This window comes from Geomonas azotofigens (genome assembly GCF_018919395.1).
In the GTDB taxonomy this organism is placed as follows: domain Bacteria; phylum Desulfobacterota; class Desulfuromonadia; order Geobacterales; family Geobacteraceae; genus Geomonas; species Geomonas azotofigens.
Genome location: NZ_JAHLME010000003.1, coordinates 596768 through 620982, shown reverse-complemented (window position 1 = coordinate 620982; position 24215 = coordinate 596768). Strand labels below are relative to the sequence as shown.

General features: G+C 60.2%; 22 protein-coding genes. 4 read left to right on the top strand and 18 right to left on the bottom strand.

Annotation, left to right across the window (positions count from 1 at the left end):
• Positions 1-9: 9 nt before the first annotated feature.
• The 5 genes from KOL99_RS12555 to mobF all read right to left on the bottom strand — a co-directional run bounded on the left by KOL99_RS12555 (position 10) and on the right by mobF (position 6388).
• On the bottom strand, positions 10-996 hold the full coding sequence (locus KOL99_RS12555) for an alpha-ketoacid dehydrogenase subunit beta (protein ID WP_216510800.1): 987 nt from the start codon (positions 994-996) through the stop codon (positions 10-12).
• Positions 997-1301: 305 nt separating this feature from the next.
• On the bottom strand, positions 1302-1487 hold the full coding sequence (locus KOL99_RS12550; protein ID WP_216510799.1) for a helix-turn-helix transcriptional regulator: 186 nt from the start codon (positions 1485-1487) through the stop codon (positions 1302-1304).
• Between the two features lie 494 nt (positions 1488-1981).
• Positions 1982-2572: a hypothetical protein gene (locus KOL99_RS12545; protein WP_216510798.1), complete on the bottom strand. Its 591-nt coding sequence runs from the start codon at positions 2570-2572 to the stop codon at positions 1982-1984.
• 4 nt (positions 2573-2576) lie between these two features.
• Positions 2577-2930: a hypothetical protein gene (locus tag KOL99_RS12540; protein ID WP_216510797.1), complete on the bottom strand. Its 354-nt coding sequence runs from the start codon at positions 2928-2930 to the stop codon at positions 2577-2579.
• Between the two features lie 263 nt (positions 2931-3193).
• On the bottom strand, positions 3194-6388 hold the full coding sequence (gene mobF / locus KOL99_RS12535; protein WP_216510796.1) for a MobF family relaxase: 3195 nt from the start codon (positions 6386-6388) through the stop codon (positions 3194-3196).
• A gap of 171 nt (positions 6389-6559) precedes the next feature.
• Here mobF and KOL99_RS12530 point away from each other — a divergent pair, with 171 nt between their 5' ends.
• The 3 genes from KOL99_RS12530 (at position 6560) to KOL99_RS12520 (ending at position 8851) form a co-directional block, all read left to right on the top strand.
• Positions 6560-6904 carry a hypothetical protein gene (locus tag KOL99_RS12530; RefSeq protein ID WP_216510795.1) on the top strand — a complete coding sequence of 115 codons (345 nt, stop codon included), beginning with the start codon at positions 6560-6562 and terminating at the stop codon, positions 6902-6904.
• Positions 6905-7043: 139 nt separating this feature from the next.
• Positions 7044-7865: a restriction endonuclease gene (locus tag KOL99_RS12525; protein WP_216510794.1), complete on the top strand. Its 822-nt coding sequence runs from the start codon at positions 7044-7046 to the stop codon at positions 7863-7865.
• Positions 7866-7996: 131 nt separating this feature from the next.
• Positions 7997-8851: a hypothetical protein gene (locus tag KOL99_RS12520; RefSeq protein WP_216510793.1), complete on the top strand. Its 855-nt coding sequence runs from the start codon at positions 7997-7999 to the stop codon at positions 8849-8851.
• Positions 8852-8979: 128 nt separating this feature from the next.
• Here the strand turns inward: KOL99_RS12520 and KOL99_RS12515 are convergent, their stop codons facing one another.
• From KOL99_RS12515 to KOL99_RS12485, 7 genes are all read right to left on the bottom strand, one after another.
• Entirely contained in the window at positions 8980-9294 is a 315-nt protein-coding gene (locus tag KOL99_RS12515) for a helix-turn-helix domain-containing protein (RefSeq protein WP_216510792.1), read from the bottom strand.
• Entirely contained in the window at positions 9284-9517 is a 234-nt protein-coding gene (locus KOL99_RS12510; RefSeq protein WP_236026198.1) for a type II toxin-antitoxin system RelE/ParE family toxin, read from the bottom strand. Before KOL99_RS12510 ends, KOL99_RS12515 begins: the two co-directional genes overlap by 11 nt.
• A 177-nt stretch (positions 9518-9694) precedes the next feature.
• On the bottom strand, positions 9695-10879 hold the full coding sequence (locus KOL99_RS12505) for a tyrosine-type recombinase/integrase (RefSeq protein WP_216510790.1): 1185 nt from the start codon (positions 10877-10879) through the stop codon (positions 9695-9697).
• 209 nt (positions 10880-11088) lie between these two features.
• Positions 11089-12066: a pyruvate dehydrogenase (acetyl-transferring) E1 component subunit alpha gene (gene pdhA, locus KOL99_RS12500; RefSeq protein WP_216510789.1), complete on the bottom strand. Its 978-nt coding sequence runs from the start codon at positions 12064-12066 to the stop codon at positions 11089-11091.
• Complete coding sequence (locus tag KOL99_RS12495) at positions 12059-13996, bottom strand: aconitate hydratase (protein WP_216510788.1); 1938 nt, start codon at positions 13994-13996, stop codon at positions 12059-12061. The genes pdhA and KOL99_RS12495 overlap by 8 nt, the downstream gene beginning before the upstream one ends.
• A 68-nt stretch (positions 13997-14064) precedes the next feature.
• The gene (locus tag KOL99_RS12490; RefSeq protein ID WP_216510787.1) at positions 14065-14418 is read right to left on the bottom strand and encodes a DUF488 domain-containing protein; all 354 of its coding nucleotides are present in this window, start codon (positions 14416-14418) and stop codon (positions 14065-14067) included.
• Between the two features lie 4 nt (positions 14419-14422).
• Complete coding sequence (locus tag KOL99_RS12485; protein ID WP_236026077.1) at positions 14423-15319, bottom strand: DUF302 domain-containing protein; 897 nt, start codon at positions 15317-15319, stop codon at positions 14423-14425.
• Positions 15320-15607: 288 nt separating this feature from the next.
• Here KOL99_RS12485 and KOL99_RS12480 point away from each other — a divergent pair, with 288 nt between their 5' ends.
• Positions 15608-16363 (top strand): SDR family oxidoreductase, encoded by a 756-nt coding sequence (locus tag KOL99_RS12480; protein WP_216510786.1) that lies wholly within the window; start codon positions 15608-15610, stop codon positions 16361-16363.
• A gap of 206 nt (positions 16364-16569) precedes the next feature.
• Here KOL99_RS12480 and KOL99_RS12475 read toward each other — a convergent pair whose 3' ends face one another.
• From KOL99_RS12475 to fdnG, 6 genes are all read right to left on the bottom strand, one after another.
• Positions 16570-17031: a bacteriohemerythrin gene (locus tag KOL99_RS12475; RefSeq protein ID WP_216510785.1), complete on the bottom strand. Its 462-nt coding sequence runs from the start codon at positions 17029-17031 to the stop codon at positions 16570-16572.
• A gap of 176 nt (positions 17032-17207) precedes the next feature.
• On the bottom strand, positions 17208-17381 hold the full coding sequence (gene tatA, locus KOL99_RS12470; protein WP_129126225.1) for a twin-arginine translocase TatA/TatE family subunit: 174 nt from the start codon (positions 17379-17381) through the stop codon (positions 17208-17210).
• 72 nt (positions 17382-17453) lie between these two features.
• Entirely contained in the window at positions 17454-18854 is a 1401-nt protein-coding gene (gene fdhD / locus KOL99_RS12465) for a formate dehydrogenase accessory sulfurtransferase FdhD (RefSeq protein ID WP_216510784.1), read from the bottom strand.
• A gap of 151 nt (positions 18855-19005) precedes the next feature.
• The gene (gene nrfD, locus KOL99_RS12460) at positions 19006-20208 is read right to left on the bottom strand and encodes an NrfD/PsrC family molybdoenzyme membrane anchor subunit (RefSeq protein WP_216510783.1); all 1203 of its coding nucleotides are present in this window, start codon (positions 20206-20208) and stop codon (positions 19006-19008) included.
• Positions 20209-21048: a 4Fe-4S dicluster domain-containing protein gene (locus KOL99_RS12455; RefSeq protein ID WP_216498883.1), complete on the bottom strand. Its 840-nt coding sequence runs from the start codon at positions 21046-21048 to the stop codon at positions 20209-20211.
• On the bottom strand, positions 21045-24074 hold the full coding sequence (gene fdnG, locus KOL99_RS12450; RefSeq protein WP_216510782.1) for a formate dehydrogenase-N subunit alpha: 3030 nt from the start codon (positions 24072-24074) through the stop codon (positions 21045-21047). Before fdnG ends, KOL99_RS12455 begins: the two co-directional genes overlap by 4 nt.
• Between the last annotated feature and the right edge of the window lie 141 nt (positions 24075-24215).

The window sequence follows — 24215 nt, the reverse complement described above, 5'->3', positions numbered from 1 at the left end:
GGCGGCTCCTCAGTACGGTTCGTTAAGAAGGTCGCGTACGCCCTGCACGATCCCCTCCAGCTGCGGGATGCAGAGCTTCTCGATCTTTCGGGAATAGGGCATCGGCACGTCGAGTCCGGAGACGCGGCGCACCGGCGCCAGCAGCGTGTCGAAGCACCCCTCGTAGATGCGGGAGGCGATGTCGCCGCCAAGGCCCGCGCTCCTCCAGCACTCCTCGATCACCATGGCGCGACCGGTTTTGCGCACGGAGGCGAGCACCGTCTCCATGTCCAGCGGCACCAGCGTGCGCAGGTCGATCACCTCGCAGGAGATCTCGTCCTTTTCCAGCTGCTGGGCGGCCTGCAGGGCCAGGGTGGACATCCTGCCATAGCCGACCAGGGTCACCTGCCCCCCCTCCCTCATGACGGATGCCTTGCCGAAGGGGACCAGGAACTCCGGATCGTCCGGCACCTCCCCCTTGCTGTTGTAGAGGAGCTCATGCTCAAGAAAGATGACCGGGTTGTCGTCGCGGATCGAACTTTTCAGGAGCCCCTTGGCGTCGGCCGGCGTCGCGGGATAGGCGACCAGCATGCCCGGGCAGTGCATGAAGTAGCTCTCGAGGCTCTGCGAGTGCTGGGCGCCCAGTTGGCTTCCCCCGCCGCCAGGCATACGCACCACCATGGGAACCTTGGTCTGGCCGCCGAACATGTAGCGCACCTTGGCCATGTGGTTCACGATCTGGTCCATGGCGAGCAGCGCGAAGTTCACCGTCATCAGCTCCGCCACCGGGCGGACCCCACCCATGGCGGCGCCCACGGCGACCCCGACGATGGTATTCTCGGAGATGGGGCAGTCACGTACCCGCAACTCCCCGAACTCCGACAAAAGCCCCCGCGTCACCTTGAAGGCCCCCTCGTACAGCGCCACATCCTCGCCGTAGGTGACGACCGTCTTGTCGCGCCGCATCTCTTCTTTCAACGCCAAATTGATGGCGTCACGGTAGGTCATCTCAGACATAAACTTTCTCCAATCCAACCCAAAGTAATTATACACTGTGATATCAGCTGGTTGACCTGATTATTTCAAGACCACAAAACTGCTTTGGGGCAAAAGCAACCTCTGAAGCAACCTTTATTCGAGGTGCACACCCCACGTTTTCCGGTTTCCAAGCTTATCAAAACGGCTCGCAAACACAACGCGAGGCAAGGTATTCACACCATATTACGACTGCAAGCACGGTCTAGGCTGCCACCGCTTCCAGCCATATCCTCCGCAGGCCGGCCCCGCTCATCGGCGGCGAAGCCGGCCAAACCCGGTTCGGCTTAAAGCCGCTCCCGGCCGAGCACCCACGCCTCGACCTCGGAGAGACGCCACCCAACCGAGCCTCTCCCAAGCCTCACCCTGGCAGGGAACAGCCCAGCCTTTTCCAGCCTCCACTGGGTGCTGTAGCTTAACCCCGTCAGATTCAACAGTTCCTTGCGCCTGATGACCTTGAAAGACGTGTTCATCCGCCACCTCCCCCGGCCAGAAAGCAGCCATCCGAATTAACATCTCTCAATATCGAGGCAACATCGGTGCCAAAAATTAGTCAATTCTAAAAAAAGCATAACAGTGCAGAATTACATGATCTTTCAGAACAAACCCAGATCCGCCACGTGGGAGGCTAAGGTCTAGGAATGCACAGGCAGGCGCAGCAACACCGAAAAGTAATGTGAAGTAATGGAGTTGCAGTTGAACAGAGGAGATCAGCATTTGAACAAGTCAGATATCGGCCGGGGCGCCATCGCCGAACTTGCCACGGACCAGAGACGAAGGGGTGGATCAAGATGCTCGGGCACTGACCGCGAGAAGCAGGCAAAAGGGGAAGAAGCGGGGCCCTGCTAAAACAAAGCCGGTTCGGAGGGGGGCGGCGCAGCACAGGCGCAGCCGTCCCACACAGAACGGGCTGGGACCGCTCAAGCTGCCGGCGTTTTTGCCGGCTGCTTTGGTCCAAAACGCAAAGTCATTTGGGGTCATCGCCGGGGACTCCAAGCCAGGCCCGGAACTTCTTTTGCTTCTCCGGGGGCTGCTGGGCAATCCTCTTCTCCACCATGCGCCCCCAAAGCTCGTACTGTTTCGCCTCGTCCATCTGCTCCAATTTCCCGTTCAACGTGCAGCGCACCATCATCGATCCGATCAACCCCATGGCGACCGCGCAAAGGGCGAAGTCGCGCAGCCAAAACCACGTCCACCTGTACACCTCCCGGCCCATCTCGTTAACCTTGACAGTCGCATTTACTATCTCCATCTCGAGCTGGGCAAAGGTCTGCCTGACCACCTGCTGCGCCACCTGCTCGAAGGCCTCACGCATCTGCTGGGGCATCCTCTGCTGAGAATAATCGTTGAAGAAGGCGAGGATGCGCTTGCCGTTATCCTGTGCGGCGTTTGCGGCGGCTGCGGCGCACTTCACATCCGCCATCACCGTCTCCACCGTGCGCTGCATCTGTTCCAGGTGTTTCTGCATCATCTCCGGGGAGAACTCGCCTTCCCGCACCTTGGGAACCTTGGTTCCTGATGCCTCCAGGAGTCTGTCCTTAGGGGTCTTGTCCGTCATGGCTTCACCTCTCCCTGAGCGCCTTGAACACGGCCTCGATCGCCTCCGTGAGCGCGTCGATCTGCTCCCGGGTGGAAAGCAGCGGGAAGATTTTCGACAGGGTCTGCACCAGGTTTGTCACGTCCTCCTGGAGCCGGGCGTTGTCCTCCCTGAGGGCCGCGACCTCGTCGCGCAGTTCCGAAATCCCCGCCCGCTCGCTCCTGACTTTCGTGCAAACCTGAGGGAGCTTTTCGCCGATGCAGGCGCGGACCAGGTCGGAAATGGTGACCGTTTCGCCACAGGTCTCGCTCAATTTACCGGCCTCTAGGTGCAGCTTTTTCGAGGTTTCCGGTGCCAGGCGCAGGCTGATTGTTTCCATCTTTGCACCTCCAATCCAAGGTCACACTGTGTATTATGCCGAATCATTAAGGATTGCATAGGGTTAAGCATATTTGTGCTACCAACCCGCATACGACTGTCATACGCGCAGCGACTGGTGATCGCGCCGAAAGGATGATCCGGCGCCGCAGCTTTAGCTGCGTGAGGTGTGAAAGGAAAATCAGCCGAGCGAAGCGAGGCCCGCCTGACCGCTGCCTGCACCAAGGTAAAGCACGCCGCAACTGCGCCCGAACGTCCCAGCGCCTACATCTTTATCCCCATGCCGGGAAGCTTCGGGAGCTTCAACTCCAACTGCCGCTCCACCACCTTCTGCACCACCCGGACCTGCAGCACCTGCTCCGGAATCCTCAGCCCAGGAGCACGCACCAGCGGGACGACATGCTCGAGTGACGGAGCCCGGCGCACACCGTCCCCACGCTTCAGCATGACCCGCTCAAGATCACGGATGCTCCTGTGCAGATCGTGCGCGGGTTCGGTGATCTCCCTTTGCTGCGCGCGCGTGATCTGCCGCACCGGTTCTCTCGTCTTGTCGAGCGTCGAGCTCTTGCGGTCGACTAACTCCACCGACCTCCCGAGCTCCTCAATGGAATTGGTAAAGACGCGGGCCGCGAATCGTGCCCGGGTGACGGCGACGTTGAGCGCGTTGTAGCTCATACGCCCATAGGTTTCCCCGAGCTCGTGTCCCGGTTCCAGGTCCATCCCTTTCTTTCGTTGCACCGGCGCGTACAGGATGGAGTGCTCCACGGTCGCCCCCTGACTTTTCTGGATGGTGAGGGCGTAGGCGTGATCAACGTGCCGGTAGGTCTTCAGGTCGAGCGTCACCTCGCGCCCCTCCAGATCGACCCGCATCCGCCCCGTGGCATCGATCTCCCGCACCACCCCGAGCGAGCCGTTTTGCACCCCCAGACCCCGGTAGTTTTTCAGCGTGACGATCCGGTCGCCAACGGAAAAGTTGCGCTCCTCCTCCCGCAGAAGGGTGGTCCTCCCCGGTAGCTCGGCCGCGGAAAAATCCTTCACCACCTCGCGGACCACCTTGCGCCGTTGCCGGTCCAGGGTCTCGAAGGACAAATCGACCCGCACCCGGTTACGCTCCCGGTCGAGTCCGACCACCTTTCCCTCGGCGTGCAGCCGAGCTCCCCAGGCGACGGTCCTCCCGTCCTCGGTCCGCTCGCCGGAAAAGTGCAGCGTGTCCCCGAGCTGGTACCCTTCGACGGTGAGACCCTGGCGCACCGGTGTGAGTACCGGAAAGCTCCTCCCTTCCTCGATCTCGCGTCCCGCGACGCGTGCCTTGCGAATATCACGGTTCAGATCCCTGCGCGCCTCGTTGGTCGTGGTGACGAGGAGCACCTGCTGCGTCTCCCCCGCCGCCGCCCGCTCGGGCATGCGCGACAGCTTCCGACTCTCCTCCAGGTAGTGCTCCACGGCGGCCCGGCGCAGCTCCAAGGGGTCGGCTATTTCCTGCACCTCCTGGCGCCTCTCAAGAGAGTGGAGCGCCTCCCGGGCGTTCACGGCAAGCTCGCGATCCTCCCGGTTCAGCCCCTTCGCGATTTCCAAAAGCCCGGGGTCCCGCTGCCTGAGGATCTCGGTCAGGTGCGCGTAGTCGACCTCCTCTTTGAGACCCAGCTCCCGCACCTGGCGCAGCAGGTCCCCCGCCTGGATCCCCTGCATCTGCTTCGAGTCTCCCAAAAGATGAAGCTTTACCCGAATGCCCCTTTGCCGCAGCTCATCGGCCACGTCGAGCAGACGCTCCGCCTGCCTCGCTCCCAGAAAGCCCGCCTCGTCCACCCGGAGCACCACCTGGGTCTCCCGCCCCTCTGGGATGAGGATTTTTTCACCCGCGACCACTAGCATGGGCGGCTCGCCGTTCGCCCTCTGTAGGGCAAATTTGGAAGCCGGATTTGCATTTTCAAAACTTTCGAGGGTGAGGGCGGGCCTCCCGGTGGCAAAGGACAACTCCCGGGCCGCCTTTCCGGTATAGGAGAGGTTGACAGAAAGATGCTCCCTCCCCTCGGGACGTAATACCTCCTCGTTGAACCGCTCGACGATCTCAAGGGTCGAGGTCTTGGCGGTCCCGGGGTCCCCGATGGTGAGTGCGACGCTCCGGCTCCCGGTCAGTTCCAGGTGAACCTCGGCTATCTGTCCGGCCGTCAGCCGGACGCCCCTTTCCTCCTGCCAAAGCTCCAGGTACGCCTCGACCTCCGGGACCCGCGCGACACTCTGAAAGGGAGGAAATTCCCTGATCCGCTCCAGGTTCCGGGACTCGAGCGCCAGCATCTCCCGGGTGGTGTAGAATTCCCGTCCTCTCGTGTCCCGCCCGAGCCGTAGCACCCCGTCCGTCCCGCCGTCGATGGCGAGGTTCAGCTCCGAAAGCGAGTGCTCCCCCCCGGAGATGAGCACCGTCTGGTCCAGAAGACGCGCCCGGTCCAGCACGGCCTCGCGCTCGGTCAGATCCCGGACCGCCAGCTCCACCACATGTGAGGCTTCAGGAGCAGTGTGGGAGACCGGAACCTCCCTGCCCCATTCCAGATCCCGCCTGACCTGAAGAAAAGAGGTGCCGCACTCCTCGAAACCCTGCTCGAAGATCCGGGTCACCTCCTCCCTGCTGATGCTGCGCTTCGAGTCCCGGCTTTCCAGCGCCGCCATCTCGTAGAGCCGGGCGTGAGGAACCTCGGCAAACCTCCCCTCCGACCTCCAGAGCTCCACCTGCTCCTCGATGGCCTGGCGCCGGGAGGAGAAGTGCTCGACCAGGAGTGGGTCGATCCCCTTCAGCTCGATGAACATCTGCGCGCGGTCCCGGACCTCCACCTCGAAGCCCCGCTCCGAAAGCTCACGGGCGAGCGCCTGCCGGTACAAGAGCCCCAGCGACTTCTGGTCCTGGAAGATGGCCCTGGGCTCGTTCGCTCGGAAGATCCCGTCCCCGACGTGCACCGCGTTCACCACGAAGACGTGAGAGTGCAGTTGCGGGTCGACGTTGCGGGAGGTGGCGTGGTCGAACTTGGCCGCAACCATCTCGCCGCACCTGATCCCCTCGGAGCTGCGGAAATGGCAGTAGTGCTCCTCCATGTGCGAGAGGACCGACTCCACCGCCGCGTCGTGCGCCTCCCTGACTTGGTCGATACCTGCTGCATAGGCGATGGAGACCGACTTGGGGGCGGAAAAGGTGCAGTCGTTGCCGGCGCGGCGGGTCTCAATAATGAAACCGCTCTCCGGGTCTCGGGTCAGCTTGGGAGCGACGATCCGGTTCCCCTCCGGATCCTCCCCTCGGCAGAGCGCCCGGAATTCCTCTTCCCCGACCGGGCCGTCGAGTCCCAGCGCCTTCGCCCCCCGCCCATACCAGTGGCTCGCCCCCTCGTTCTCGGTGCCCCGCAGGTAGTAGTCCTCCCGGGAGAAATACCCGCCGGCCTGCCCTGCAGCCATCCCCGGTGATACCGATATCATCGCCAGACCTCCCGCCCCCGCTCCAAAAGCTGGTAGAGTTTACTCCAAAGACCCATACGGCATTGGCGCATTCTAACAAAAAACGAAGACTTTCCAATAGGCGCCGCAGGAACAGATTCTTATTGTTATTCATTAACCTTACATGCTATGCTGCGCCCGCCAGGGGGAGGTATGAAATCGCGCCTGAATCTCAAGCCCGGGCAGAGAGGAACCAAACGTCTGGTGGAAAAGTACGGCGCTGCGCTGCTCTACGTCCGGTATCGTTACGACGAGGAGCGCGGCGTCAGGCTGAAAACGGTGGAAATCGTCGTGGAGGAAAAGCCGTGGCGCCCCCCTGCCCGTTTCCGTGAGGAGGAGATGGTGAAGGTGATGGTTGGGTATTCCGAACAAGCCCTTCGGGCCAAGCTGAAAGCCGCAGGTGGCAGATGGAATGCGATGGATAAGGTCTGGCAGGTTCGTTACGGCGCCATTCGCGGCACGGATTTGGAGTGCAGGATCCTCGACGAGACCAGATAGCTTGGCAGGTAAATGCATCCTGAACAAGATGCAAATAATGCATCCTCACCAGGATGCTTATATCCCATATAAGATGCCGGCATCCCAAATGAGATGCTTTGTGTAACTGCCTAATAAGTAGTTGGACGACGAGAAATATATGGACTCTGGCATAATCTTGGACTTTGCAGAAAATCGACGAGTCAATGCACCCTACGTCGTTGTCGAGGACGGCTGTGGTCCAGATGCCCAGTCCCACGCCAATATAGAGTTCTTCAAGACCCAACTAGTAGATAAATGCATTTTCTGCCACGCTTCACTGTCACAACCATATTACCGACCTCCCGGTGGCCTTGGGGTAGAGACAATTGTGCAAGAGTGTCCGAACTGCGGTTGGTGGCAGTTGAAACAAGAATTTAGTAGTCCTGGCGGCTGTATGGACGAGGTGGTCTCTAAAGGATTCTTTCTGAATGGCATAGTAAGGCGCTTCGACGCGTCGGACAAACAGCTTCCATTGAATGTTCTATTACAAGAAGTCAACAAGAGAAAAGACATTCTGTATCGAATCGCGCCAAAGAAAATGGAAGAGTTAGTTGCCCATGTTTTTTCTCAATTCTATTCAACAGAAGTTATCCACTGTGGACAGTCTCACGACGGAGGAGTTGACCTAATTCTTGTGGCGGCAGATGAACCAACACTGGTACAAGTTAAACGCCGCGAGACACCATCTCACGTGGAAGCCGTATCCACAGTACGGGAGTTCCTCGGCGCAGTCATGCTCAACAGTAGCCAACAGGCAATTTTAGTCTCGACCGCAGATCATTTCTCAAGGGAGGCCAGTGAAGCTGCTCTGAAGGCAGAGGACCTTTCTCTTTTAAACCGGTTCGAACTGGTTGACTTCAAGCGTTTTGTTCAGATGCTGCATGCGACAGGCTCAGAGGATAATAAACCATGGGCAAAATTCCTCAATTCTTATTGGTAACTGTCTAACAATATACGGTATCGCGCCTAAACACTGTCACACATGAAGTGAGTGTCCCAACCAAGGCTTAGGACCGGCCAAAACCGCCGGTCAAAGCCATGCGCCGTTGGCCTATAGGGAAATTTTGCACATTGAAACTCAAAGCAACTCTAAAGAAACTATCGTACTGGTGTGGAATGGCCAAAGAGTTTGATTACGTCCATGAACGGGATGTATTGGGTTACATTTTGTACCGGATGGGACTAGTGTCTGATTACCTTACCGACCGAATGAAGAAGAAGGAATTTGACTCTACAGCCACTCTTTATTGTAAGTTTGTATTGACAGCTTTCTCACTGTATAGATTACTCCCTGAAGATGATAAACCTCGCGCAAAAACATCAGCGGATGTCGCCACCATAGCATCACTAGGTCGTAATCTTATTGAAATCTTCAACCTTTTTTATTATTTACACCTAGACAAGATTACTGGAGTTGAGCGGGAGTTTAGACTGATGTGTTCCATTTATCACGGCCACCAAGAACATCATAAGGTAGGCGTGAAAATGGAAATTGACTCAGAGAGACTGGAGTCGAACAAGTTAAAATTAGATAAACATCAAAAAGCTATTTTTAGTCACCCATTTTTTCAGAACCTTAGCAAAAAACAACAAAATGATATGATCAATGGCAAATCCAGTACGTACATTAACAGGGTAGATATCACAAAAAATTACACAGATAATTACAAACTGATTGATGCACTATACAAGGTGATGTCAAACCATGTTCACACAGGTGTTTACGGCCTTTCTCTTACATTTGATGATTCAGAATACGGTTGCGATAATTCCAGAAATCGAAAATATATAGCGAATACATTGTACCTGGTAAATTACTACGCTGGGATGATGGCATACTCAATACTAGAGCAGCACCCTGAGTGGAGTGACAACGTTCCAGACAGAGATTCTAAACTAATTCATCAGCTGCTCGAGCGCTTTTGAGGAAAGGTAACAATCGGGTCACGACCTCGCAAGGGTCTGTCCTTGAAAGTTTAAAAACAGAAATGAATGCCTAACAAGGCCAGTGGACCCGGTCGCGATAAACCTGCGCCGGGTCACCGGCCGAGCCGTTAGGAATGCTTCGGCACCAGTTTTATCTCAAGCTTACAATTAACTGCGGCAGCGTACTTGCGAAGCATCTCCAGTGAGGGAGAATGGCGACGAGATCCCAGCGATGCTTCAACCCTCGCCAGGGATGGCTGTGAAACACCCATCTTGGCCGCAACCTGCTCTTGGGTCAGTCCCGCCTGTTTTCGTGCCGATAGCAGCGCATCCAGTGCGGCAAATTCATCGTCCAGAGCGTCCAACGCCTTTTTGAAATCAGGGCTTTGAAGCTCTTTTTCGAGTTTTTTCTCGGGGTGGTACGCCACCGGTTTATAGCTCATGAGTTATCACCTCCTTCAGCCTGGTAAGGGCTATCTCGAGTTGCCGTTTGGGCGTCTTGTCCGTCTTTTTGATGAAACTGTGAAGAATAACGATCTTCCGCCCGACCATGGTGCAGAAAAAAGCCCTTCCGATTCCCTCTTCCGCCTTGGCGCGGATCTCGAAGAGTCCGTTGCCCAGGGCCCGGGTGTGTGGCATGCCAAGATTTGGCCCATATTGTTCCATCCGTACGGTCAATGCTCGAAATCGAGCACGCAAGCCAACAGGCCAGGCGTCAAGCTCGGCCTCGACTTCTACGTTGTAAAAAAATAGCCGGAACCCCATAAAAATATATCATCCTTGTTATAAAGTAAAGTACTATGAACAGGGCACTATCGCACGCTGAGGCCGGGACTCTTCCGTTCATGGCATAAGGGAGGTGCCTATTGAAATTACCTTTCCACTTTCACCGGTAACGATCCGCTCCAGCTCCCGGGACCACCGCTCTAAAGCACGCTGTTTTTCCTTATCGTAGGAGTAAAGGTCGTAGGTCCCTTCGACGGTCGGCATGGTGTGGTTCAGGACGGCCTCCCGATGCTCGCGCAGGACCCCGATACGGGGCATGTGAGTGGCGACCGTGCGTCTGAGGTCGTGCGGGGTGAAGGGGGGAATCCCGAAAGTTCCCTCTTCACAGTGGGTTTTCACGGCATTGGTGGCCGTGATGCGCCCTATCGGCTTTTCGGCGTCGTTACGGCCCGGAAAGATGTAGCCGGTGGAGTTGCCGATCAGGCTCTTGGCTAGCGGCGTCAGAAAGACCCGGTGTGCCTTCTTGTTTTTAGAGCGTTCCGATGGAATGGTCCACCAGTCGCCGTCGATCTCGCGGGCGTGCATCCCGGAAATTTCCCCTGGGCGCTGCCCGGTGACCAGGATCAGCTTCAGCACCCGCCTGGTCTTGTCCTCGATTGGCAGTGACTCCAGCTTGTCCCAAAAGGTTTTGATCTCTGTAACTGAAAGGGTCCGGTCCCTGCGGACGATGGCGCTTAGCGGCCTTACTCCCAGGAAGGGGTTGTCACGGGCGTCCAGGATGTCACGCTCCACGGCGAAGTTGAACATCTTGCGGCTGACCATCAATAGGACATTGGAGGTGGCAGGCGCGCCTCGCTCGACCACCCCTTCCAAGAGCAGAATCACGTCCCTCTTCCGAACGTCGTTGACTTTCAATTTTCCCCAAAGCGGTAGCAGCTCCTTCCTCAGCAGCCGCTCGTCCGTCTTCCAGGATCGCTTCTTCGGCTTGGCGTGCTTGGTGAGGTATTCCTCGACCAGCGTCTTGACCGTGGGCACAACCTCCCTAATCGGCTTTGCCCCGGGGTCCTTCCCGTTTTTCCAGACCTCCCACATCTTATGGTACTTGCTCTTGGCATCGCCCAAGGAGACACCAGGGTAGTTGCCCAAGGAGATGTAGCGTCTCATGCCGTCGATAGAGTAAATGAACATCCAGCTCTTCACTCCTGAAGGATAGACGCAGATGGCGAAACCATTTCCCTCCCTGAGGTAAAACTTTTTTTCCTTCGGCTTCAGATTCCTGATCATCATGTCGGTGAACTTCATCGGTATCCTCCTGCCGGGTAAGGTTGCTCCATTCTTCAAGCAACCTCAAAGCAACCTTTTTTATCCCGATAGCGGGTGGTTTGCCCTGATTTGGCATGAAAGACACTCTAGCACCGAAATCCGTTTTTACCAAGTTATTTCAACACTTAAACTACATTTTTGACACATCCTGAAACGGGTTGAAAATTAGTTATCACCAATAGGTCGTTTCAGACATAGATATCCTCCCAGACCTCGGCGTCCTCGGGCCAGGGGGACTCCTCGGCAAAGCGGACGCTTTCCTCGACCCTGGTCAGGCAGCGTTTGGTGATCTCGTCGAGCCGCTCTTTGGTAGCGATCCCCTCTTCCAGGAGCCGGCGCGACAGGTTGACGATCGGGTCGCGGCTTTTCCAGACATCGGTCTCGGAGGAACTGCGGTACTTGGCGGGGTCGGACATGGAATGTCCGCGGAAGCGGTAGGTGACGGCCTCGATGAAGTACGGGCGCTGCCGCTCCCTGACCCACTCGGCGGCACGCTTGGTGGCCTGGTACATGGCGATCACGTCCATGCCGTCCACCTTCTCGCTGGGTATGTCGTAGCCGCAGGTGCGCCGGTGCAGCGCCGCCTGGGCGGAGGCCCGGTGCACCTCGGTACCGATGCCGTAGAAGTTGTTCTCGCAGAGGAACAGAACCGGGAGGTCCCAAAGACGGGACCAGTTCAACGACTCGTGGAAGGTCCCCTGGTTCATGGACCCGTCGCCGAAGAAACAGGCCGTGACGCGGTCCTCCTCGAGCAGTTGGCTCGCCCAGGCGAGCCCGGTGGCGATGGGAAACTGGCCGCCGACAATGGCGTAGCCACCCATGAAGTTGAACTGCGGCGCGAAGAGGTGCATGGAGCCCCCCTTCCCCTTGCAAAGCCCGGTCCCCTTGCCGAACAGTTCCGCCATCACCTTCTTGGGGTCGGCGCCGCGCACGATGGCCTGGGCGTGGTCGCGGTAGGCGGATAGGATGTAGTCCTTTGGCTGCAGCGCGGCCGTGCACCCCACCGCGACCGCCTCCTGTCCGGAATACAGGTGCAGGAAGCCGGTGATGTGCCCCTTGGAGTACTGCTCGGCGCAGCTCTCCTCGAACTCGCGGCAGAGTACCATCTGCTCGTAGAAGCCGAGCAGTTCCTCATCGGAGAGCAACTCTCTCAGAGTATCAGCCATGGTTCTCCTCCTTTACCGAATTGAGCAGCCCCCCCGCCACCAGTTCGCGGCGCTCGCGCTCAGATGCGTGCAACAGGGTCACGATCTGGGCGCCGCCGACCTGGATGGGGATTTCGGTGGCGCCGCTCTGGGTCAACTCCCGCAGGCGCGGGATGGTGATACGGTCCCCCTGTTTGATGCGATCGTAGTCGGCGGGGTCCTTGAAGACCAGGGGGAGGATGCCGAAGTTGATCAGGTTGGAGCGGTGGATCCTGGCGAAGCTCTTGGCGATCTTCACCCTGATGCCGAGGTAGCGCGGCGCCAGCGCGGCATGCTCGCGCGACGACCCCTGGCCGTAGTTCTCGCCCCCCACCACGGCGCCGTCCCCCTTCTCGGCCGCACGCTCCGCGAACTCCGGGTCCGCCTGCTCAAAGACGAACTTGCTGATGGCCGGAATGTTGCTACGGAACGGGAGCACCTTGTTTCCCGCCGGCATGATGGTGTCGGTGGAGATGTTGTCCCCGACCTTGATGATCACCTCGACGTCGAGCTGGTCCGGCAGCGCTGGGAATTCGGGGAACGGGACGATATTTGGCCCGGTGACGATCTCCACCAAGCCGCCGTCTTCGGGGGGAGGCTGGATGCCCGAGTCGTCCACCAGGTAGCGATCGGGGTTCTTCACGTCCGGCCAGGGGAGCAGCTCCGAGAGCTTGCGCGGATCGGTGACCACGCCGAAGACGCCGGCCGCGGCGGCGGTTTCCGGGGAGCAGAGGTAGACCCGGTCCTCCTTGGTGCCGCTGCGTCCCGGGAAATTGCGCGGGAAAGTCCGCAGCGAGACCTGGTTGGTGCCGGGGGCCTGCCCCATGCCGATGCAGCCGAGACAACCCGGCTGGTGCACCTGCCCCCCCGCCAGCAGCAGCATCATGAAACCGCCGTGTGCCACCACGTTCTCGAGCACCTGCCGGCTGCCGGGGTTGATGTGGAAGGAAAGCCCGGGGGCGATGCGGCGCCCGTCCAGGACGCGGCAGACGGTCATCAGGTCGCGGAAGGAGGAGTTGACCGAACTTCCCACGATGACCTGGTCCACCTTGAGCCCCTCGATCTCGGCAACCGGCACCACGTTGTCCGGCGACGACGGGCAGGCGATCAGCGGCACCACCTGGGAGAGGTCGATCTCGTCGTACTCGTCGTAGGTAGCATCGGCATCAGGCAACAGTTCGCGCCAGACCTCGCCGCGCCCCTGAGCTTCCAAAAAGGCCCGCGTGTTCTCGTCGCTTTGGAATACCGTCGAGGTCGCGCCCAGTTCCGCCCCCATGTTGCCGATGGTGGCTCGGTCGGTGGCCGAAAGGGTGGCGACGCCGGGGCCGTAGTACTCCATGATCTTCCCTACCCCCCCCTTTACGGTGTGGCGCCTGAGCAGTTCCAGGATAACGTCCTTCCCCGACACCCAGGGTTGCAACCTCCCGGTCAGCTTGACCCCGAAGATCTTGGGGCACGTGAGATGAAAGGGATACCCCGCCATGGCAAGCGCCACGTCCAGCCCCCCCGCTCCGATGGCGAGCTGTCCCATCCCGGCAGCGGTGGGGGTGTGCGAGTCTGCCCCAAGGAGCGTGGTGCCGGGGACACCGAAACGCTCCAGGTGCACCTGGTGCGAGACGCCGTTGCCCGGCTTGGAGAGGTAAACCCCGAACTTCTGCGCCGCCGTGGCCAGGAAGGCGTGGTCGTCCGCGTTCTTGTTGTCGGTCTGCAGCAGGTTGTGGTCGACGTACTGCGCCGCCAGCCCCACCTTGACCCTGGGGATGCCGGTGGCCATGAATTCAAGCATCGCCATGGTGCCGGTGGCGTCCTGCAAGAGGGTCTGGTCGATCCGGATGGCGATCTCCCGCCCCGGGACCAGTTCCCCTTCCACCAGGTGTTCCTTCAATATCTTTCTAGCCAGATTGTCTCCCATCTTAGCCTCCTAAAACCGCGGCCCTTGCCGCGGCAGGGAACTGGCCCCGCAGGTGCCTGTCCCCCTGATCAGCCGATGCTGGAGTGCTCCAGGATTTCCTTCAGTACGACTGCATTGTTGTGCTCCTCGTCCCTCGCGGCATAGAGCAGGGTCAGCGTGCCGCGCGCAGCGACCCCGGCAAGCTCCTTGAGCAGCGACTCCTGACCCGCCAACTCTTGGCGGTACCGATCCCGGAACTCCCGCCATTTCTCAGGTTCGTGTCCGAACCAGCGGCGCAACTCGTCCGAGGGGGCGAGCTCCTTCTCCCAGCGGTCCAGGCGCGCCTTCTCCTTGGAGAGCCCCCGGGGCCAAAGCCGGTCCACCAGGATGCGCAGGCCGTCCGAAGCCGCCGGCTCGTCGTATATCCGCTTCAGCCGCACCATGGCGTCACGCCGAGAACGGGTGCAGTCCCGCCATGACCCGCTGCAGGCTCTGCTTCACCGTGTAGGAGAGATCGTTGAGCTGGCTGTTGCCAACCAGGGCCAGTCCGGCCACGGGGTCCATGACCATGACCACGGTGCGGGATTCGCTCACCGAGTAGACCGCGACGTTGCAGGGGAGCAGCGTGCCGATGTTGATCTCGGCGCCAAAGGCCTGGTAGGCGAGACCCGGGCTGCAGGCGCCGAGGATGTGATAGTTTCGGAACTCCTTGTCGAGCTTCTCCTTGAACTTCTGCTTCACGTCAATCTCAAAAAGAACCCCGAACCCTTCCCGCTGCAGTTCCTGGTGCACCTTGGGCAGCGCGTCGGCGAACGGGAGCGCCATGGTGATGCCGAAGGCGTACGGTGTGGCCAGGGGCTTGGCCTCCTGGGCTTCAAGTGCTTCCGCTTTCTCTTTCAAGCTGATCACCTCTCTTTGGATTTGCTCAGGCAGGTCGCTGCGGATCATCCGCTCGGCCCGGTCGTCCTTGGGCACCCAGTCGACCTCTATGGTCAACAGTTGCGGGGCCACCGGGCTTTGCACCGAGGAGGGCACCACGCGGTTGACGACGCGGCCGGTAAAGAGCGGGTGCTCCAGGAGGAAGTAGCGCACCTCTCCGTGCACTTTGTCGAGAACGACCTTCTCCATGATGAGGATCCCCTCCCCCCTTATTTCACGCAGCAGCCCGTTGCCGTAGTGCTGCAGGGTACGCGACTGCGTCACACCCGGCAGGTAGGAATGGGGCTGTTCCATCTTTTCAATGAGAAGCTTCCAGACGGTATCAAGCGCAGCGTGTACTTCACAGCTATGAGAGATTTTGCGCATGGCGTGCACCTCCCGCTCGCTCTGCCCTTTAGGGCTCATTAGATATTGTAGCCCTCCTGCGAAACAACTTGAATACTTTACCCGATTGTCGAGGGGCAGCAACGAAGTATCGAGGGTTTTTCATGGGAAATGGGTGCACGACTTCGTGCTGCTGGCTGGGGTGGGATCAGTGGGATCAGTGAGACAAGAGGGGACTGGTAGCGGGCCTGCCGGCGACGGGGGGCGCGCGCGGCAACGAGATACGCGAGCGGCGGCTTGTGTTGCGAGGCGATCTCCATTAAGATAGCGCCCCAAACAGCCCCCATTTGTTATCAGGAGGATTTCAGGATGGAAAAGTGTGCCTTTATTACCGGAGCATCGTCGGGATTTGGCGCCGCTTGCGCTCGGGCGCTGGCGGAGCACGGCTGGAAGCTGGTCCTCAGCGCCCGTCGAGCGGACAAGTTGCAGGCGCTCGCCGAGGAACTTGCCGCAAAAACAAAGGTGCACACGCTGACGCTGGACGTCCGTGACGGCGAAGCCGTGGCCGCCGCCTGCGTCGGTCTGCCCCAGGATTTCGCCGAGATCGACCTGCTGGTCAATAACGCCGGGCTCGCCCTCGGACTGGAACCGGCGCACCAGGCGTCGCTGCAGGACTGGGAAACCATGGTGGACACCAACGTGAAGGGGGTGATGTACTGCACCCGCGCCATCCTCCCCGGGATGGTGGCCAGAAACCGCGGCCACGTCGTCAACATCGGCTCCGTTGCGGGAAGCTGGCCCTACCCCGGCGGTAACGTGTACGGCGCCAGCAAGGCCTTCGTGCAGCAGTTCTCCAGGAACCTGCGCGCCGACCTCCTGGGGACCGCGGTTCGGGTCACCAACATCGAACCGGGCATGGCTGAAACCGAGTTTTCCAAGGTCCGCTTCAAGGGGGAGGACGAAAAGGCGCAGCGGGTCTACACCGGCACCGAACCGCTGCGGGCTGAGGACATCGCCGACATCGTGGCCTGGGTGACCTCGGTCCCGGCACGGGTCAACATCAACAGCGTCGAGGTGATGTCGGTGCACCAGGCCTGGGGCCCGCTGGCGGTGCACCGCTCGTAGCAGGTCTCTCTCACGGATCGTAGTTATCCCTCTCCCCCTGGGAGAGGGCGGGGTGAGGGTATGGTTGCAGCGAGCGGCGCCCTCACCCGGCCTTCGGACCCTCTCCCAGGGGGAGAATGCATTTGGCAGTTTCACGAGAAAGGGGAGCCCGATTTATCGGTGCTCCCCTTTTTACTTGAAGCCGCTGCGGTCCCCGCTATCCGCGGTTACTGCTCGCCGTCCCCCTCTGGGCTCTCGCGGTGGGCACCGTTCCCGTTCCCGTTATGGCCGGTGTCCTTCAAAAAGTCGATGAATTCCTTGTCCAGTTTGTTGAAGTGGGAACGAAGCCACTCGCACATGGCGGTGATCACGGCCACGATCATCAGGGTGTTGTCCCCCTGCTCGGCGTGCAGCGATTCAAGGCGCAACACCTCGCGGAAAAAAATTTCGTGCTGCGTCTTATGAGAATGGTAGCCGGGATAGCCGGCCTCGAGCATCAGCTTCTCCTCGTCCCGGAAGTGCCACCTCACGTACTTCTTCAAAAACCACATCAACCTGCCGATCTCTTCGGCGCCTTTCCTGCTCTTGGCCCCCTTGAGCAGGTCGTCGACACGGCGCAGCAACTCTTTGTGCTGCTTGTCCACCGCCTGGCTCCCTGTCGCCATGTCATCATGCCACTGCGTCAACATTATCCCGTCTCCTTGTCACGACACGGCGGCAATCAGCCACCGACCCCGCAGAACCGGCTTTTGTTACCGGTTATCGTTTAGATCGGCAGACGAGGTCACTTCCTTGAGAACTTTCGTTAAAAAAAAAGCCCCGGGCGAGCCCAGGGCCTTGAAAGTATTGAAGCGTCTAGCTGAAGCTAGGCCTTTTTCTCCTCGTTCAGCTGGACCACGTCCTCGCCTGCGGAAGCTTTCTTGAAGTTCTTGATGCTGCTCCCCAGGGCCTGCCCCAGTTGGGGAAGCTTGGCGGGGCCGACAACCACGAGGGCTATCACGAGCACGATGATCATTTCCGGCATACCGAATCCAAACATTTACCTTCTCCTTTGAACTCCCGCGCCGGGGAGCTGTTGCGTTGACGCCTCTTGGTTCAGGCCAACCCTGGGCTAGGCCTGCGCTTTGTGTGCTTTCTCTGCGGCTGGAAGGTTCTCGATGCCCGCCCTCACCTTGTCGCCGTTTCTCAACTCGTAGTATTCCTGCGGGGTATTGATGTTGCTGAAGGAGTCGAACCCCGGGTCGAAGCCGGCCACCTCGCCGGCCGATATCTCGTTCACCTTCAACTGCGGCAGGATGGAGACGATGCGCCGTTTCCCCTGCTCGAGGCATTCTTCCATGGCGGCCAGCGCGCTCTTGTTGTACAGGGCGTGCAGCGGCTCGTAGCCGTGCTCGCTCCTGGGGAGCACCAGATCGCAGCCGCCCCGACGCCCGGCGATGTGCCTGATCAGGGCCGGATCGAGGTGCGGCATGTCGCAGGCGACGGTGAAGACGCTCGGAGTGTTGGCCTGGGCGAGCCCGGCATGGATTCCAGCAAGCGCCCCCATGCCCGGGTAGAGGTCGGCCACCTTGCGGCAGGGAAGAAACTGGTACTGCTCCGGGGTGTTGGTCACCAGGATCACCTCGGGGAAGATCTCGGAGAGTTCCCGGTAGATGCTCTCGATGAAGCGTCCCCCCTTGTGCGGCAGGAGCGCCTTGTTGCTCCCCATGCGACTGGAGGCACCGCCGGCGAGGATGACGCCGGTGACCCCGGCGATCTTCTCGGGACCGGTCGCACCGATCGCGCCGGCGTGGGTGTACACCTTGAAGCTGTCGGCACGCACGTAACCGACCAGGGTGATGCCGGCCTCCTCGGCCATCTTCACCGCCATGTCGGTGGGCGAGGTGCGCGAGGCGATCAGTTCGATCCCCAGGAGCGACGCCTTGGCGACCAGTTCGGTGGAGACGCGCCCCGAGGTGACTAGTATGGTTCCAGCCAGCGAGATCCCCTTCAACAGGGCCTCGCCGGCGATTCTGTCAATGGTATTGTGGCGGCCGATGTCCTCGGCATGCAGGAGCAGCGTGTCGCTCCCCACGCCCGCGGAGTGCATCCCGCCGTGGTTTTGGTACCCTTCGCACTTTTGCGCCAGCTGGTGCATCAGGGCGAAGATGGTTTCGGGCGCGTGCACCCGGGTGGGACTGGACTTCTGGACCGGCTTGGGCATGTTGAAGCTGATCCCGGTGCCGCAGCCGGAGGTGAGCACCGGCTTCAGGCGCTCGGGAAGCTCACCGCGGATGGTGACGCTGGCGGCGCCGAAGTCCTGGCAGATGGCCAGCGCCAGGAAGTCGTCGACCTTGGACACGAAGCCCTGCAGGCGCAGGAAACCGGCCACCAGGAAACGCAGGTCGTGCGGCGAAGCGATCAGGGTGGCCATCTCGCGCCCGTTCACCACCAGCTGCAGGGGGTACTCGTTGACCACCCCGCCTTCCACCTGCTCCATGACGCCCTTCTTGAAACTGTAAATGGTTGCCACCTGCGGACTCCTTGAATCTGATCTGGCATGAGCCTCTTGTCGTCCCCCGCCCTGCCCCTCCCCCGCCGTGAGCGGGAGAGGGGACTACGGAGGGTTTCCTCGTACTTCTAAGCTGTTGCTACGTAAGATTCAAACGGTTGCTGCAACTTCCCTAGGCCTTGGCGGCACCGTGTGCGTGGCCTTTCTCGGTCTTGTGGAAGTGGTCCGGGATCGAGTAGTCGACGGTCTCCGGGTGGTGTTCGAAAATCGGGAAGTACTTCGCGATCAGCACGAAGAACAGGATGTGGGCGGCGATGATGCCGATGGTTACCACGGACTCCAGGAAGGAGGGGTAGTAGAAGGTTCCCGGAGCCTCCATGCCGAACATGGAGACGTTGAAGCGGTTCAGGATGACCCCCGCGATCACGAGCCAGGCGGCGGTGGCGCGCAGACGGTTGTTCTCACGCACGTTGCCGTTCATGAGCATGACCAGCGGCAGCAGGCCCCCTACCGCGACCTCGACGACGAAGAGCACCAGCAGGCCGGGACGGTTGAAGAGCGGCCCCTGGGTGAGTGCCACGAGGGAGAACACCTTCACGGTCAGGTACACGGTGATGACCCAGGGAAGGATCTTGGCCAGGGTCTCGAGCAGTTCGCTCTCGTCCGGCTGCCCCATGTACTTGTGGCTCATGGTGGCCTCCACGATGATGATGGAGATACCGGCGCACATGGCGGAGAGCCAGAACAGAAGCGGCAGCAGCGGGTTGTACCAGAGGCTGTGCAGCTTGTCGACGGCGATCAGGAAGAAGGTGCCCAGCGACGACTGGTGCAGCGTCGAGATGGAGGCGGCCGCAACGACCAGCGGCATCTCGATGGTGCGCAGAAGGCGCAGCGGTACGTGGTAGCCGAACTTCTCGCACACCGGCGACAGGAACTCGAGGAAGAGCACCGTGGTGTAGGCGGCGATGCACATGGAAACCTCGAACATCGGGGAGTGCGGGTTCCAGTACACCATGGTGTGCCAGCAGCGCTGCGGCTGGCCGAGGTCGAGCAGCAGACCGACGCAGACCAGGGAGTAACCGAGGAAGCCGGTCACGATGGCCGGACGCACCAGCGGCTCGAGCTTCTTGATGTGGAAGCAGTGCACGATCGCCCCGAGGGTGAAGGCGCCCGCCGCGAGCGGTACGGCGGTGACGACGTCGAAGGAGATCCAGAGACCCCACGGGAAGGTGTCGTTCAGGTTGGTGGTGACGCCCAGGCCGAACACGAAGCGGGCCAGGGAGGCGAGTGCGCCGAGGGACACCAGGACGATCAGGAACTTGACGAAGCGGTGGTAGCCCTTGATTTCGTTAACGATTATCTTTGCAGCGGTCATCTAGCTCTCCTCCTTCGGCGTTGCACCGGATTTTCTCTGCTCCTCTTCCTTGGCGATCCTTTCCTTCCTGTGGTTGAACCAGGAAAGCAGCGACAGCGAGCTGCCGACGGTGAGGAAGATGCCCGGGACCAGGCGCAGCGCCTGCCAGGTGTAGGACGGGAGCGGACGCTTGGTGACCGGCTTGAAGCCGAGTTCGTCGAAGGGGAGCGCGGTCAGGTAGATGACCGAGGTGCCGCCCGCCTCTTCCGAGCCGTAGAGCTTCTTCAGGTACTTCTCGGGACGTGCCGCGATCCTCTTGTTGGCTTCCTTGATCATCTCCTCGCGGTTGCCGTAGGTGATGGCGGAGACGCAGGTGGTGGCGCAGGCCGGCTTCAGCCCTTCCTTCACCCTGGAGTAGCAGCCGGTGCACTTTCTCACCAGCGGCAGCGCCTTGCTCCACTCGTACTTGGGCACCCCGAACGGGCAGGCGACCATGCAGAAACGGCAGCCGATGCAGCGTTCCGCGTCATAGGTGACCGGGCCTTCCTTGGTCTTCTTGAAGGCGCCTACCGGGCAGACCGATGCGCAGGCCGGCTCGTTGCAGTGCATGCACATCTCTTTGTAGAAGGCGAACTCGTTCTGCCCGTTCTTCTCGTAGTCCCGGAACTTGATGCGGGTGAAGGTGTATTCCGACATGAGCGGCGGGTTCTGGTAGCCTTCGCCGGTGAAGAACTCCGTCTTCTCGGCGCCCAGCTGGTTCCACTGCTTGCAGGCGACCTGGCAGCCGCGGCAGCCGGTGCACTTGGTCATGTCGATCAAAAATGCCTTGCTTTTGTTGAAGTCTTGGTTCTCGCTGCTCATGCGCGTTTACCCCCTTTCTCGATGTTGCAGAGGAATGCCTTGAACTCGGGGATGCTTGTGTTCGCGCAACCGACCGACGGCGTAAGGACGTTGCCGGAGTCGCCGGTAGCCATACCTGCATAACCGAAGTGCCAGGGGAGACCCACCTGCTCTATCTCTTTCCCCTGCACGTTGAACGGCTTCAGCCTGGAGGTGACCAGTGCTTTCGCCTCGATGGAACCACGCTCGGTGGTTACCTTGACCATGTCGCCGTTGCTGATCCCTTTGGCGCGGGCAAGCGTCTGGGAGATCTCCACGAACATGGTCGGGACCAGTTCCACCAGCCAGGGGAGCGAACGGGTCATGGCGCCTGCCTGCCAGTGCTCGGTCATCCTGTAGGTGGTGCCGACGAACGGGAACTTGGCCGTGTCGCTCGACATGTTGGCCGGAATCTTCACCGCCGGGTTGGTCTGGGTCTTGGACATGAGGTTCTTGGCCGGGCTCTCCACCGGCTCGTAGTGCTCGGGGAACGGACCGTCCTTCATGTCTAGTGCGTAGAGGCGACCGTGACCTTCCGGGATCATGATGAAGGGGTACTTCCCTTCCTTGGCGTCGTTCATCGGCGGCCAGGGACCGTCGGGCACGTCGCCCTTCCATTTCTTCTCCAGGGCGTCCCAGGTGATGACGACGCGCTTGGGGTTGAACGGCACGCCGTCGGGGTTGACCGAAGCGCGGTTGTAGATGATGCGGCGGTTCACCGGCCAGCACCAGGACCACTTCGGGTACATGCCCAGACCGGTCGGGTCGGCCAGGTCGCGACGTGCCATCTGGTTGCCGTCCTTGGTGTAGGAGCCGCAGTAGATCCAGCAGCCGGAGACGGTGGAACCGTCGTCCTGGAGGTACTTGAACATCGGGACCTGGTCGCCTGCCTTGAACTCCAGGGTCTTGTCCTTGTCGACGATGGTCATGTCCTTGGTGAAGTAGCCGTTGATCTCCTTGGCCACCATGTGCACTTCCGGCTCTTCGCCCTGCCCGTAGTTCCAGGAGAGCTTGGTGATCGGCTCGGGGAAGGCACCGCCTTTCTCATAGGCCTTCTTCATCCGCTTGGCGAACTGGTTGATGATCCAGAGGTCGCTCTTCGCGTCACCGACCGGCTCGGCGGCCTTGTAGCGCCACTGGGCCCAGCGGCCGGAGTTGGAGATGGAGCCTTCCTTCTCGACGGAAGAGGCTGCCGGCAGCATGAAGACCTCGGTCTTGATGTCCTTCGGGTTGACGCCGGGGCGCTTCCAGAAGATGGAGGTCTCGGTCTCCCAGAGGTCGACGGTGACGAGCCAGTCGAGTTTGCCAAGAGCCTCGCGGGTCTTCAGCGAATCCGGGCCGCCCACGGCCGGGTTCTGCCCCATGCAGATGAGACCCTGCAGCTCGCCCTTGCCCATCTTCTCCATCAGCTTCATGAAGGAGTAGTTGCCGCTTCTCTTGGGGAGGTAGTCGTAGCAGAAACCGTTTTCCTTGGTGGCGTTGTCGCCGTACCAGGCTTTCAGGAGGCTCACGGTGTACTTCGGGGTGTTGCCCCACCAGTTGGCGCTCTTCGCGTCCTTGGTCTTCGGGGTCCACTTCTCGAGGTAGGCCTTGAGGTCGACGTTGTCGAATTCCGGAGACTTCAGGTAGCCCGGCAGCAGGTGGAACAGCAGGCCGTAGTCGGAGGAACCCTGGACGTTGGACTCGCCGCGCAGCGCGTTGACGCCGCCGCCGGCGATGCCGATGTTGCCAAGGAGCATCTGCAGCATGGCGGTGGCACGGACGTTCTGGGTGCCGTGGGTGGACTGGGTGATACCCATCGCGTAAAGGATGGTACCCGCCTTGTCGGCGCGGCCGGTGGAGCAGAAGGCCTTGGCGACGGCGATGTAGTCTTCCTTCTTGGTGCCGGTGATGGAGCAGACCATGTCCACGGTGTAGCGGGAGTAGTGCTTTTTCAGGAGCTGGAACACGCAGCGCGGGTCCTTAAGGCTGTGGTCGCGCTTGGGGTTGCCGGCGCCGTCGACCGCGTAGGCCCAGGCCTTCGGGTCGTAGGTCTTCTCCTGGTCGTCGAAGGAGCAGAAGATCCCCTCGTTGAAGTCGTATTTCTCGTTCACGATGAAGGCCGCGTTGGTGTACTCGCGGACGTACTCCTCGTGAATCATGTTGTTCTGGAGGGCGTAGTTGATCATGCCGCCCAGGAAGGCGATGTCGGTGCCCGGACGGATCTGCGCGTAGTGGTCCGCCTTCGAGGCGGTCCTGGTGAAGCGGGGATCGACGGCGATCAGCTTGCCGCCCTGATCCATGGCCGCCTCGATCCATTTCATGGAAATCGGGTGGTTCTCGGCCGGGTTGCAGCCGATGGCGAGAATCGCGTCAGCGTTTCTCAGGTCGATCCAGTGGTTGGTCATTGCCCCACGTCCAAACGAAGCCGCCAGACCGGCGACTGTAGCGGAGTGTCATATTCGGGCTTGGTGTTCGAGGTTGGCAACCCCCATGGAGCGGGCGAACTTGCTCCAGAGGTAGCACTCCTCGTTGTCGAGACCGGCGCCGCCGAGGAATGCCATCCCTTCGGTGCGGTTGACCACGTACTCCTTGTTGTCCTTCTTGTTGATCTCTTTGGCCTTGAAGGTCTTGTCGCGCGTGTCCTTCATCTTCTGAGCGATGCGCTCCAGGGCCCAGTCCCACGACTTCTCTTCGAACTTGTCGCTACCGGGGGCGCGGTACATCACCTTCTGCAGGCGACGCTCGTTGTTGGCCACCTGGAACAGCGCGCTACCTTTCGAGCAGAGCGCGCCCTGGTTGATCGGGTGCTGGGTGTCCCCCTCGATGTTCACGATCTTGCCGTTCTTGGTATGCACCACAAGCCCGCAACCTACCGCGCAGAAAGGACAGATGGTGGTCGAGCTTTTCAGCCCCTTGGTGCGCATCTGCGGGGCGTCTGCGCCGCCCGCTTCCGCTTTTTTGCCGGAGAGGATCAGTGCCGCCGCAGCCGCCCCCCCCTGCAGAAACTCCCGTCGTGAAACTGCCATGTTGAATCTCTCCTTTTTCCATGATAAACGTCGTCGACGCCGGATAAGCACCGCGTATACGGCAATTGCCATGCCAGCGCGTAAACGTTTACTATAAAAATAGTTGTGTACCGTAAACCTCCGAAATGATAATGTTGTCAG

Excerpts from the sequence above, each read along its gene's own strand:
- pdhA (WP_216510789.1), bottom strand. The coding sequence starts at position 12,066 with ATGGCTGATACTCTGAGAGAGTTGCTCTCCGATGAGGAACTGCTCGGC.
- KOL99_RS12480 (WP_216510786.1), top strand. The coding sequence starts at position 15,608 with ATGGAAAAGTGTGCCTTTATTACCGGAGCATCGTCGGGATTTGGCGCC.
- tatA (WP_129126225.1), bottom strand. The coding sequence starts at position 17,381 with ATGTTTGGATTCGGTATGCCGGAAATGATCATCGTGCTCGTGATAGCC.
- nrfD (WP_216510783.1), bottom strand. The coding sequence starts at position 20,208 with ATGACCGCTGCAAAGATAATCGTTAACGAAATCAAGGGCTACCACCGC.
- KOL99_RS12515 (WP_216510792.1), bottom strand. The coding sequence starts at position 9,294 with ATGAGCTATAAACCGGTGGCGTACCACCCCGAGAAAAAACTCGAAAAA.
- KOL99_RS12475 (WP_216510785.1), bottom strand. The coding sequence starts at position 17,031 with ATGTTGACGCAGTGGCATGATGACATGGCGACAGGGAGCCAGGCGGTG.
- mobF (WP_216510796.1), bottom strand. The coding sequence starts at position 6,388 with ATGATATCGGTATCACCGGGGATGGCTGCAGGGCAGGCCGGCGGGTAT.
- KOL99_RS12555 (WP_216510800.1), bottom strand. The coding sequence starts at position 996 with ATGTCTGAGATGACCTACCGTGACGCCATCAATTTGGCGTTGAAAGAA.
- KOL99_RS12455 (WP_216498883.1), bottom strand. The coding sequence starts at position 21,048 with ATGAGCAGCGAGAACCAAGACTTCAACAAAAGCAAGGCATTTTTGATC.
- KOL99_RS12490 (WP_216510787.1), bottom strand. The coding sequence starts at position 14,418 with ATGGTGCGGCTGAAGCGGATATACGACGAGCCGGCGGCTTCGGACGGC.
- KOL99_RS12530 (WP_216510795.1), top strand. The coding sequence starts at position 6,560 with ATGAAATCGCGCCTGAATCTCAAGCCCGGGCAGAGAGGAACCAAACGT.
- KOL99_RS12550 (WP_216510799.1), bottom strand. The coding sequence starts at position 1,487 with ATGAACACGTCTTTCAAGGTCATCAGGCGCAAGGAACTGTTGAATCTG.
- KOL99_RS12545 (WP_216510798.1), bottom strand. The coding sequence starts at position 2,572 with ATGACGGACAAGACCCCTAAGGACAGACTCCTGGAGGCATCAGGAACC.
- KOL99_RS12540 (WP_216510797.1), bottom strand. The coding sequence starts at position 2,930 with ATGGAAACAATCAGCCTGCGCCTGGCACCGGAAACCTCGAAAAAGCTG.
- KOL99_RS12485 (WP_236026077.1), bottom strand. The coding sequence starts at position 15,319 with ATGAGCCCTAAAGGGCAGAGCGAGCGGGAGGTGCACGCCATGCGCAAA.
- KOL99_RS12510 (WP_236026198.1), bottom strand. The coding sequence starts at position 9,517 with ATGGAACAATATGGGCCAAATCTTGGCATGCCACACACCCGGGCCCTG.
- KOL99_RS12495 (WP_216510788.1), bottom strand. The coding sequence starts at position 13,996 with ATGGGAGACAATCTGGCTAGAAAGATATTGAAGGAACACCTGGTGGAA.
- KOL99_RS12525 (WP_216510794.1), top strand. The coding sequence starts at position 7,044 with ATGGACTCTGGCATAATCTTGGACTTTGCAGAAAATCGACGAGTCAAT.
- KOL99_RS12505 (WP_216510790.1), bottom strand. The coding sequence starts at position 10,879 with ATGAAGTTCACCGACATGATGATCAGGAATCTGAAGCCGAAGGAAAAA.